Below are 12,044 nucleotides of genomic sequence, written 5' to 3' on the forward strand. Positions count from 1 at the left end.
TATAACATCATTAAAATAAACGAAATAATCTGAAAAGGAGAGTTTACATGCAGCGTTACCTTGCTCTATTATTAGCACTCATCCCTATTTCATTAGCTGTGTTTGGCATTAAGTTAATGAGAGATACTGTATTCGGGATTCTATTTCCCCCACTCTCTATACTCTCGTTACAATTTTTAATTGGCGCCCTTTGCTTCGGGCTCGGGTTTTATATCTTTGGCGGCTTCGTCTTACACCGAGACCGCAAACGAAATAAAGTACAAGCTCGCTTTAAAAGATAGGAAAGCCCCACTATTTATAAATAAAAAAATGAGACCGTTACACGCGGTCTCATTTTTTTATTGGCATTAACATTCTTGCCGTTTCAGGGTAATCAGTAATAATCGCCGAAATATTCATATCGAAATATTTACGCATAAGTGTTTCTTCATTAATTGTATAGGGCCGAACCTCTACACCACTCTCCATCGTTAGTTCGGCAACGGCATCTTGAAGATAACGATAATTAGGGTGCACTGCTGTAGCGCCCATTTTTTTCGCATATGCCCACGGACTATGCAAACCTTCGCGATATAAAATCGCTGTTTGAATATCAGGAGCCATCATATGACATCTTTTCATACTGTAGTGATTAAATGAAGAAAATATAACGCGCTCTTCTAGATTACATTTCCGTACAAGCGTTATAACTTCTTCTTCCAAACCTCTGTATGGGATTTTATTATTTTTAAGTTCAATATTAAGTAGCAACTCTGTTTTTTCAATCCATTCTAACACCTCTTCTAAAAGAGGTATTTTACAAAATCCTACTTTATCATCAAATTTATAGCTCGCATCTAATTTACATAAATCCTCATATAAATAATTTCGAACCGCACCTTTTCCATTTGTTGTCCTGTTCACTGTTTCATCATGAATGACGACAACTTTTCCGTCTTTCGTTAATTGAACATCAAGTTCAATTCCATCTGCTCTAAAAGATTCAGCTGCTTCAAATGAAATCATTGTATTTTCTGGGTACGTTCCCGCTGCACCACGATGTGCAAATATAAGAGTCATCCTCACTCCCCCAATCTTATGCTATACTATACGAAAAAGGAGGTACCTCTATGAGACCATTACAAATTTCTCCAGACACTGCAGTCCGCCTATCAAAAGCATTAGGTGTTCCGCTCGAACAACTTATGCATATGCCGCAGCACATTTTAATTCAAAAGTTAGTTGAATTAGAAAAACAAAATAAAGACGAAGAATAATACAGTCCTGTTTTGCAGGGCTTTTTATTATTTTCTATTATATCATGGATGACTCCCCTGCTAAAATCCCTTAACGGATATACTATGATTCCATTTAATCTTTTTTTCAAATATTTATAGTCAATTAAATGAAGCCCCCTCTTTTAATAAAAGAGGGGGCTTCTTACTACTCGTTTCAATTACTCAAATTATGCATTTTTCTTTTCTTTGTTAAAAATCATAAACAATTTATATAATCCTAAAGAAGCTGGAATATTCATAAATGCAAATGCTTCATAAGTATAATGAGGAGCTGTTTCCCATAGTAATAAGAAAGTAAACACGCCTAACGTACTAATCATTGCAATCCGTATAACTTCTGATTCATTTTCATCTTTCTTCTTATAAAGTATAATAGCCGCTAAAACAGCTACATAAACAAATAATTTAATAACATACGAATATACAGTAACGATTTTATAATTCGTTGTACTATAGTTCGATACGTAATTAGTTATCGTGTCGTTCTTCTGCTCAAACCATTCTCCAATACGGTACATGGAGAACTGGCTCGATACCCATTCTCTAGTTATTTTTTCATTTAAATGCCGTACATAACCCATTACGCCAAGTTCATTAAAGCGCTGTACTATAACTTTTTTATTATGTTCATCCAAATCCTTTGTATTTTTTATGTTTTCATCATTAATATAATCTGTATCCGCCTGATTCCAAACACCATACGTATCTTTATTCAAACCCATTTGTACCCAATGGGTATATGGAATTTTTTCAATTTCATTATCGGTGCTGAGATTTAACTTTGTCGTTATACCTTTAAAACTTACAATAAGTATTAAACAAAATAAAACACTACTTAATACCTTTACGGAATACTTCTTACGAAACTTAAAAATATTTTCAATTAAAATTGCTAACGCTACCGCCAATGCCGTCGGTCTTATAATATAAGTACAAGCTGCGAAAACTCCTAATAAAATCCATAAAATAATCTTCATTCTTTTTGTTTCCGCTGTTTTCAAACATAAATATGTATACATCGTTGCTGAAATAAAAAATATTACTAACGTATGCGTATAGAAAACTGGCGCCTGCCAATATATAAAAATGTTTAGTACAGATAACACAATCGATATGTGAGCAACTTTAAAGTTTGTAATTTTCTTTACAATCAATACATTTAAAATGATACTACCTGTTATGCATACTATTGGTAATATTTTTATTGCTAGATCTACACTTCCTACCAATTTAGCAAAATATCCCCCTAATAATACAATATGTGTATTATATGGATAAAATAGAAGCTGTCCCATTTCTAAAAAATGATTATCTCCCTTAAACACAGAGACCATTCCTTCTTTAAGGATAGCATAATCTCCTACAACAGGGTTAAATGCTATGGAAGTAATAATTATTTCCATCGTTAAAATAATTACGATACCTAAAGCAATTATAATATTTGTGTACGTTTTTTTCATTTTATTAATAACCCATTTATAATACATAAAGAAGAGCGCAAATAAAAGCAACGTCGCCCCTATAACAGCACCGACCTTTTTGGGAGTATACTCCTCAGTCGGATAAGGAAATTCACCACTCATCAAAATTGTTTTCGGGATAAAAAATTTACTTACTATCATTGAAAATATAGATAAAAACACCGTCATAACAATGATTGGGTAAGCTCGATTCACTATTTTTTTAAAAGTCATTCATCCATTCTCCTATATCTCTAACTTTTCCCAATCAATGATACGTTATAGAGATTATGATGTCAAACCCACGTATTCTCTGTATATGCCCTTCTTTCCACTTCATTTTTCTACATAAATTTACATATATCCCCTCAAAAACCCTTAAATCGAAGGAAATAAAAAAACTCCCTAAAAGGAAGCTTCTTCATAATCTATAGTTTATCTCACTATTTACAGGCAGTAAGAATCCCAGCACACCATTTGAAGAAGGCGTTAGATGCGGGATGGGAGCTCCTACTAATCAAAGGTTCATTTTATTGCACATGTGGCGCATCTCCTGAATCGTATAGTTCTTTCGCTTTTTCCTCCCCGAATGTAGTTAAAATATAATGTTGCTCTTCTACCGCATCCATCGCTCTAGTGGCTTTACAAGTGCTACCTTCTTGGGCATCCGAGAAATAATTGTGATCTTCTACAATTTGACTAAAATCTTTTTTCGCCCATCTATCAGCAATCTCTAAAAGCTCATTTTTTTTCGCAAAGCCACTCTTATTTATGATTCCCTTTAATTTTCCAGCATTTTTTTGAATCATTGGAATGGATTCTGATTTTCGTTCTGCCACTACTTTTTGATGAGTCATGTGATGCATCACTGTAATGACTTCGCTTTCGGTAGAATTTTCAGTAACATACACATCAACAAAGACTCCATCTACCTCTCTACCTACTATCGTTGGATCTTCTTTTTTATCTATTTGAGCATTCACTTCTTTATCTACTGGATTATCGGCAAGTTCTAACATTCCAAATGTAACTGCAACAGCAAGAACTCCGATAGCTGCTACTATTCCTAGCCAAGTTAATATTTTATTTTTCATTCCCCTTCTCCCTATCTATACCTATTTAATTATCTTATAAAAAAACTCACTTATATGTAATATTACTAAAAACAGGATTTATCTTCCATGATATCAAATGACCTCTTGTTCTCAATAAAATAAAAAGACCAACGAATCCTAAAATTCATTGGTCATTAAATAAAAAATTTATTGGTTTTACATTTAATATCGAGTATAAATTTAAAGAATGATTAAGCTTTACTAAAACTTAAATTCCTTATTACTTTTACTCTCAGCTAGCCTTATGTTCAAGTCTCAGCTTATCCGCAACCATTGCGATAAATTCGGAATTCGTAGGTTTTGCTTTTGACATGGATACTGTATAACCGAATAAGGACGAAATAGAATCAATATTCCCACGACTCCATGCTACTTCAATTGCGTGACGGATTGCACGCTCGACGCGGCTTGCTGTTGTATTATATTTCTTCGCGATATCTGGATACAATACTTTCGTAATCGATCCAAGTAATTCGATATCATTGTACACCATAGAGATTGCTTCTCTTAAATACATATACCCTTTAATATGAGCAGGCACACCAATTTCATGAATGATACTCGTAATGCTTGCATCTAAGTTTTTCGGCTTTCCATCTATTGTCGTTGCTGAACGGAAAGATGGAAGTGGACGTTTAATGGTAGCATTCGCCTTACCGCTCACTTGACGAATATGACTCGTTAAATTCTCCATATCAAATGGTTTTAATATGAAATATGAAGCACCTAAGTCAACTGCTTTTTTCGTCACATCTTCTTGTCCAAATGCTGTCAACATAATTACGCTAGGCTGTCTTAGTCTTTCAATATGTCGCATTTTCTCTAGTACCGCTAAACCATCTAAATGTGGCATAATAATGTCTAAAACAAGTACATCCGGCTGCGTATCAGTTAATAAATTTAAACACTCTTGACCATTATAAGCAGTACCAATTACTTCCATATCATCTTGAGCAGCTACATAACTCTCTAACATTGATACTAATTCTTTATTATCATCCACAAGACATACTTTAATTTTCTCCACAGCTTTTCCTCCCTTACCGAATCGATTCTCCGACATGTGTATCCTTCTAGGCTACATGAATTGTTCGACAATTGTGTGAAAATTCCCTTTTAAAGTTTGTTACTTTCCGATAAAATCACAAAAAAATATGTTTATCGTTCATTTATTCCCTTTCGCAACACATTCCATCATAGAAATACAACGAAACGTTCAACCCTTTTCTTTTATTTTACAACAAAAAACACCTCTTGCGGAGCTTTTACAAAATTTCAACGAATTTTTCAAAAGAAAAGCGAGCTAATTAATAATTAGCTCGCTTTTCTTTCTTGTTCATAAATATTAATTCCAGCCTCATGTAACATCCATTCAATATGAACACCATATCCTGATGTTGGATCATTTACAAATACATGTGTAACAGCACCAATTACTTTCCCGTTTTGTACAATTGGACTTCCGCTCATGCCTTGTACGATCCCACCCGTTTTCGCTAATAAACGTTTGTCTGTTACTTTTATTACCATGCCTTTTGTAGCTGGAAACTTTTGCGGTACTGTACTAACAACTTCAATATCAAATGCTTCTACTTTATCTTTATCAATAACTGTTAATATTTTTGCCGGTCCCTCTTTTACTTGATGAGATAGTGCAATCGGCATTGCTTTATCCATTACGCCATTTGGTATATTTGTATTTAATTTCCCAAATATACCAAATGGGCTGTTTATGGTAATATTACCAATCACTTCACGATCTGGTGAGAACCTCGCTAATTTCTCTCCTGGATTCCCATGACTACCTCTTTCAATTGATGTAACTGTTGAACGCATAATTTGTCCATCTTCGACTTGAATCGGCTTTTTCGTATCGTTATCAGAAATGACATGACCAAGTGCCCCATATTTCATGGAATCAGGATGAACAAATGTCATTGTCCCAATTCCAGCTGCCGAATCACGAATATATAAACCAATGCGATAAGACGATTCCCCACTGTCTTTTTGTGGTGTTAACTTCGTGCGGATATGTTTCCCATCTCTTAACAAAACCAGATTAAGCGGTTCGCCTGTTTCACCACTATTATGAATAAATGGTGCTACATCACTCATTCTTTCAATCGTTTTACCATTAATTTCAGTAATCATATCTCCAATTTGCACACCAGCTGTTTCACCAGGAGATACTTTCCCTTTTTCAGTTTGAATTAAATGATGGCCTACAACAAGTACCCCTTTTGTGTTTAACTTCACACCAATTGATTGTCCGCCTGGAATAACTTTGAAATCTTTCAATACTTTCACATTTACTTTTTTCACTGGAAAACCAGCAAGCTGAAACACCATATCTGCTTCACCATTTTGATGAGAATTTACCATAAGTCCTTGTTTTTGTTCATTTGAACTTACTGTAAACACATGACTATCTGTAGATGAAGCTTTAAAAACTGGTAATGACGCTATTTCTGATTGTTGCCCTTCAAAAACAACAAGTTGCTTCGGAGATGAAATAAACGTCCGAAGCGGTTTAAAACACCCAATAAAAACTAAAGAAACAAGGAGACAAAGACCTATTATTTTGCGAAATCTTTCTAATCTCAATTTGTTCACTCTCCTCGCTCCTACCCCACATTCAGCCTCTTGGCTTCACTTTTTAATCTCTCCTTGCAGTGCTTTATTTATAACCGGAAGAATTAAGAAATCATCATTTGAGAAAAAAAGCTATCCATTACTGGATAGCCTCTGCTGTCTGTTTAAAATGATGCGCTTGCGTAAGTAATTCTTTCGCATGTTCTGTCGTTAAATCTGTAATTTCCACACCAGAAATCATTCGAGCTATTTCCGTTACTTTATCCTCCATAGTTAAAACGGTAACTGATGTAATCGTCCGATCATTCGCTACTTGTTTTCGAATAAATAAATGTGAATCCGCCATTGAAGCTACTTGAGGTAAGTGCGTAATACAAAGTACTTGCGAGTTTACTGATACTCGATAAATTTTTTCCGCAATAGCCTGTGCAACTCGACCACTTACACCCGTATCCACTTCATCAAAAATAACAGATGCAACACCTTGATGCTTAGAAAAAATGCTTTTTAAAGCTAAAATAATACGAGATAACTCTCCGCCAGAAGCGACCTTTGAAAGTGGTTTTAGTGGCTCACCTGGATTTGTTGAAATATAAAATTCCACATGATCGTAGCCATCCGCCGTAAGTCTTACCGGGGCTCCCTCCACAAGAGGCTCTTCAGCATTTCCTTCTCGCTTCATGATTCTCACTTCAAATTTTGTTTTCTCCATATATAGTTCTTTTAATTCCTGATGAATGGCATTTGTAAGATGCTCCGCAAGGTCATGACGCATATTACTTAACAAAGTTGCTTCTTTCAGAATAACACTTTCTAACTCCTTCAACTGCTTCTTCGTCGTTTCAATATGAACGTCTTTATTTTCAATTGTAAAAATTTCTTGTTCAATTTTATCAGCATACGCTAAAATCTCTTCTACAGTATTTCCATATTTTCTCTTTAGCATACGAATTTCATTTAAACGCGTTTCAATTTCATCTAAACGATTCGGATCATATTCCATCATATCGAGCTTTTCTCTAAGTTGATATGCAACTTCTTCTAATAAGTAGTAGCTATTTGCAATTGAATCATGATTTTCTTGATACACTTCATCTAAATGTGTAATACTCTCCATTTGTCCCATTGCGCTTCGTACATTATCTAACCCTTGTCCGTCAGCACTTAACGAGCGATATGCATCGCCTAATGCTTTGTAAATTTTTTCGAAATTAGAAATTTGTAATCGTTCTTCAGTTAATTCAATTTCTTCATCCATCTTTAAATCCGCTTTACTGATTTCTTCATGCTGGAATTGAATTAAATCTAAGCGATGCGCCATTTGTTGTTCATTTTCACTTAACGATTTTAACTGTTTCTTTAACTTCTCATAGTCAGCGTATACATTTTGATATATACCCAATTGTTTAACAATGCGATCTCCATCAAAATGATCAAGCATAAACATATGACGCTCTTCATTCATTAAATCTTGTGTTTCGTGCTGCCCATGAATATCAACAAGTGTTTTTCCAATTTCCTTTAATATACTAAGGGTAACCAGTTTCCCATTTACACGACATACACTTTTTCCGTTTGCAGCGATATCACGCTTCAAAATAATCATGCCATCTTCTATTTCTATATCCAACTCTTCTGCCTTTTCAATACACGGATGCTTATCATCTTCTACATAAAATAGCCCCTCTATCTCAGCCTTTTCTGTTCCGTATCGAACAAATTCCGCTGAACCACGGCCACCTACAAGTAAACTAATCGCATCGATAATAATCGACTTTCCGGCCCCTGTTTCACCACTTAAAACCGTTAACCCTTTTTGAAAAGAAATATTTAATGCCTCAATAATAGCAAAGTTTCTAATCGATAATTCCGATAACAATGCCCCATTCACCTCGTTATAAACTAATCCCCTATTAAGGGCTTTTTTCAGTTCTTTATTCAAATAGTCATACTATATGTTTGTATGTATAAATTACTTTTCTAACCGCTCCATTGTACCAAACATTTGTTTTACGGGTCAATCCACCTATTTTCTAATTTTATTCAAAGAAAATATTATATTACAATTAAAAATTCACGTTTTTAACCAATAAAAATATCCTGTTCACCTTCCACTTTACAGAGGAAAGCAAACAAGATTTTTTTATTACAGCATATTTAAGAAACGATCAGAGACAACACCTGTATCTTCAGGTGTACGGCAAATAATTAAGCAAGTATCATCACCACAGATGGTTCCGATGATCTCATCCCACTCTAAATGATCAATAAGTGCTCCAAGTGAATGAGCGTTACCAGGCAATGTTTTTAGCACAAGCATATGTCCTGCCGTGTCTAATTTTACAAATGAATCCACTAGATTGCGTTTTAATTTTTGTAACGGGTTAAATCGTTGATCTGCTGGCAAGCTATATTTATAGCGCCCATCATGTAATGGCACTTTCACTAAGTGCAGTTCTTTAATATCGCGCGATACTGTTGCTTGCGTTACATTAAATCCCTCATTACGTAAAATATCAACTAATTCATCTTGTGTTTCAATTTCTTTGTTCGCAATAATTTCCCTGATTTTAATATGGCGCTGACCTTTATTCATACATTTGCACCTCACACTATCTCTTACCATAGTTTAAACATTGGTATACTTCACTTATTTATGTTAACTTATAATTCGTTACTTGTACACAATTGTTTTTACAATCATTATACAATTACAACAAAAAGAGGAACAACATATGTTATTCCCCTTTTCCTTTTTGTTTTAGGACATCGTGCGCCTCTGTAACTACTTGCTCAACAGAAACTGGAGAATGATTTTCGCCATTCTCACGTTCACCCTGCCATTTCAGATGAATTAAAAATTCAATATTACCATCCCCGCCCGTAATTGGTGAGAATGTTAAACCTTCTACGTCGTATCCTTCTTTTATAGTAAAGTCGACAATCATTTCCACGACAGCCTCATGTACTTTTCGATCACGAACGATACCTTTTTTCCCAACTTGCTCTCTTCCAGCTTCAAACTGTGGTTTAATTAACGCTGCTACATCCCCATTAGGCATAAGCATTGTTTTTAAAACCGGCAGTATAAGCTTTAATGATATAAATGAAACATCGATACTAGCAAATTGCGGTAAACCACGTTCTAAATCTGCTGGTGTCACGTAACGGAAGTTTGTCCGTTCCATTACGACAACACGCTCATCTTGACGCAATTTCCACGCAAGTTGATTGTATCCTACATCTAATGCATAAGATAATTTCGCTCCATTTTGAAGCGCACAATCTGTAAAGCCACCAGTTGATGAACCAATATCTATCATAACTTTATCTTGTAAATCCAGGTGAAATGTCTCTAATGCCTTTTCAAGTTTATAACCACCACGGCTTACATAAGGCATAACTTGCCCCTTCACCGTAATCTCTGTATCTTGTGGGATCTTCTCTCCTGGCTTATCAAGTCTCATCTCATTCGCATATACAAGTCCGGCCATAACGGCGCGTTTTGCTTTCTCACGTGTTTCTATAAGTCCTCGCTCTACTAATAGTACATCTACTCTTTCTTTTTTTGCACTCATTTGTTACGCCCTTTTTTGTTTTGATGGAATCATTGTATGAATACGGTCTACAACAGCATCTGTCGTTAAACCAATTTCTTCTAATAATTTTGTTACACTACCGTGCTCTATGAAACGGTCTGGAATACCCATTCGTTCAATTAACGCACTATGGTACCCGTTCTCAGACGCAAATTCAACTACTCCCGTTCCAAAACCACCAATTAAGCAAGCTTCTTCAATCGTTAAAATCGGTATATTTTTCCCTAAGAGATCATGTAAATATGCTTCATCCATCGGTTTAATAAAGCGAGCGTTCACTACTTTCACTGAAACTCCAGCCTTTTCAAGACGCTCAGCTGCTTCCATTGCCATTGGTATTGTCGTACCAAATGTTAAAATAGCCGCTTGTGTACCTTCTTTTAACGTTTCCCAAGTACCGATTGGAATCGCCTTTAATTCTTCATCCATATGAACACCAAGTCCATTACCGCGCGCATAACGTAATGCGATTGGTCCATCTTCATATTGCATCGCCGTATATACTAGATGTTGCCCTTCATTTTCATCTTTCGGCATCATAAGTACCATATTCGGTAAGTGACGTAAGAATGCGATGTCAAATACACCTTGATGCGTTTCACCATCTGCTCCTACTAAACCAGAGCGATCGATTCCGATGAAGACATTTAAATTTTGGCGGCATATATCATGAACAACTTGATCATATGCTCTTTGTAAAAATGTTGAATAAATCGCTAAGAATGGCTTCATTCCTTGTGTTGCCATACCCGCCGCCATTGTTGTAGCATGCTGTTCTGCAATACCTACATCAATCATACGGTCCGGGAATTCTTTTTGGAATTTCTCAAGTTTTGATCCAACAGGCATTGCAGGTGTAATTGCAACGATACGCTCATCCGTTCTCGCTAGCTTAAGTACTGTATCACTAACAACAGCACTCCATGCTGGTGCAACTTCTTTCGGCTTAACGAAGTCACCTGATTCAATTTTATAAGGTCCTGTTCCATGCCAAGTTCCAATAACATCACTCTCAGCTGGTTTATAACCTTTTCCTTTTTTCGTAATAACATGAACAAGTACTGGGCCTTTTGTTTTCTTTGCATATTGCAACGTTTCGAATAACTTTTCATAATCGTGCCCATCAACTGGACCTAAATATGTAAAGCCTAATTCTTCGAAAAAGACACCGGATACTAGTAAATATTTAAGACTATCTTTTATTTTCTCTGCTGTCGCAGCAACTTTCCCACCGACTGCTGGGATTTTCTTCAATATATACTCTAGTTCATCTTTTACCCAATGGTATTTCCCTGCGGTACGTAGACGTCCAAGCACATTATGAAGCGCACCAACGTTTGGTGCAATTGACATTTCATTATCATTCAAAATAACAATCATGTCTGTTTTTTCATGTCCAATATGGTTCAATGCCTCTAAAGCCATTCCGCCTGTTAGAGCACCATCCCCAATGATTGGTATAACATATTCTTTCGTTTTCTTTAAATCACGTGCTAGAGCCATTCCCATTGCAGCAGATAATGATGTCGAGCTATGCCCAGTTTCCCATACATCGTGCTCACTCTCGCAACGTTTTGGGAAACCACATAGACCTTGATATTGCCTTAATGTACCGAATTCCTTTGCACGTCCTGTTAAAATTTTATGTACATAGGATTGATGTCCTACGTCCCATAAAAATTTATCTTTCGGACTATCAAATAATTTATGCAGAGCAATTGTGAGTTCTACTACACCTAAATTAGGTGCAATATGTCCACCTGTTTGAGAGAGCTCTTCAATTAAAAACTTACGAATATCCTCACCCAATCCCTCTAGTTCACCGATAGACATATCTTTCAAAAAACTAGGGTTTTGAATTTGCGTTAGATCCACATGGATCACTCACTTTCATTTCATAATCTGTCAACATGTCAAATATTATAAAAAACATTTACACAAAACAAGAAATTATCTTTTTTTATTTTTCACCTTGTCCTGCAATTAACCAGTCTATTGCGC

Annotated in this window: 11 protein-coding genes; 2 read left to right on the forward strand and 9 right to left on the reverse strand. The window is 35.6% G+C overall.

Going from position 1 to position 12,044, the window contains the following annotated elements; genetic code table 11:
• Positions 1-47 precede the first annotated feature (47 nt).
• Positions 48-281, forward strand: a complete 234-nt coding sequence (locus KZZ19_RS20350; RefSeq protein ID WP_237979462.1) for a DUF2627 domain-containing protein — start codon at positions 48-50, stop codon at positions 279-281.
• A gap of 49 nt (positions 282-330) precedes the next feature.
• On the opposite strand, the gene KZZ19_RS20355 is transcribed toward KZZ19_RS20350, so the two are convergent.
• On the reverse strand, positions 331-1,059 hold the full coding sequence (locus tag KZZ19_RS20355; protein WP_237979464.1) for a glycerophosphodiester phosphodiesterase: 729 nt from the start codon (positions 1,057-1,059) through the stop codon (positions 331-333).
• Positions 1,060-1,109: 50 nt separating this feature from the next.
• On the opposite strand from KZZ19_RS20355, the gene KZZ19_RS20360 reads away from it, so the two are divergent.
• Positions 1,110-1,256, forward strand: coding sequence for a YycC family protein (locus KZZ19_RS20360; protein WP_001247671.1), 147 nt, complete (start codon positions 1,110-1,112; stop codon positions 1,254-1,256).
• A gap of 188 nt (positions 1,257-1,444) precedes the next feature.
• On the opposite strand, the gene KZZ19_RS20365 is transcribed toward KZZ19_RS20360, so the two are convergent.
• The 8 genes from KZZ19_RS20365 to dxs all read right to left on the reverse strand — a co-directional run bounded on the left by KZZ19_RS20365 (position 1,445) and on the right by dxs (position 11,918).
• Positions 1,445-2,971, reverse strand: coding sequence for a glycosyltransferase family 39 protein (locus KZZ19_RS20365; protein ID WP_237979465.1), 1,527 nt, complete (start codon positions 2,969-2,971; stop codon positions 1,445-1,447).
• A gap of 296 nt (positions 2,972-3,267) precedes the next feature.
• Complete coding sequence (locus tag KZZ19_RS20370; RefSeq protein ID WP_237979467.1) at positions 3,268-3,831, reverse strand: PRK06770 family protein; 564 nt, start codon at positions 3,829-3,831, stop codon at positions 3,268-3,270.
• Between the two features lie 253 nt (positions 3,832-4,084).
• A complete protein-coding gene (spo0A, locus tag KZZ19_RS20375) occupies positions 4,085-4,879 on the reverse strand; it encodes a sporulation transcription factor Spo0A (RefSeq protein ID WP_140392546.1) in 795 nt (264 codons plus the stop codon).
• A 287-nt stretch (positions 4,880-5,166) separates the two neighbouring features.
• The gene (gene spoIVB, locus KZZ19_RS20380) at positions 5,167-6,465 is read right to left on the reverse strand and encodes a SpoIVB peptidase (protein WP_088097701.1); all 1,299 of its coding nucleotides are present in this window, start codon (positions 6,463-6,465) and stop codon (positions 5,167-5,169) included.
• Positions 6,466-6,583: 118 nt separating this feature from the next.
• Positions 6,584-8,323, reverse strand: a complete 1,740-nt coding sequence (recN, locus tag KZZ19_RS20385; RefSeq protein ID WP_088097702.1) for a DNA repair protein RecN — start codon at positions 8,321-8,323, stop codon at positions 6,584-6,586.
• 267 nt (positions 8,324-8,590) lie between these two features.
• Positions 8,591-9,040, reverse strand: coding sequence for an arginine repressor ArgR (gene argR / locus KZZ19_RS20390; RefSeq protein WP_001032581.1), 450 nt, complete (start codon positions 9,038-9,040; stop codon positions 8,591-8,593).
• A 142-nt stretch (positions 9,041-9,182) separates the two neighbouring features.
• Complete coding sequence (locus tag KZZ19_RS20395; protein WP_237979468.1) at positions 9,183-10,022, reverse strand: TlyA family RNA methyltransferase; 840 nt, start codon at positions 10,020-10,022, stop codon at positions 9,183-9,185.
• A 3-nt stretch (positions 10,023-10,025) separates the two neighbouring features.
• Positions 10,026-11,918 carry a 1-deoxy-D-xylulose-5-phosphate synthase gene (gene dxs, locus KZZ19_RS20400; protein ID WP_237979469.1) on the reverse strand — a complete coding sequence of 631 codons (1,893 nt, stop codon included), beginning with the start codon at positions 11,916-11,918 and terminating at the stop codon, positions 10,026-10,028.
• Positions 11,919-12,044: the final 126 nt, after the last annotated feature.

The organism is Bacillus thuringiensis, assembly GCF_022095615.2.
Taxonomy (GTDB): Bacteria; Bacillota; Bacilli; order Bacillales; family Bacillaceae_G; genus Bacillus_A; species Bacillus_A cereus_AG.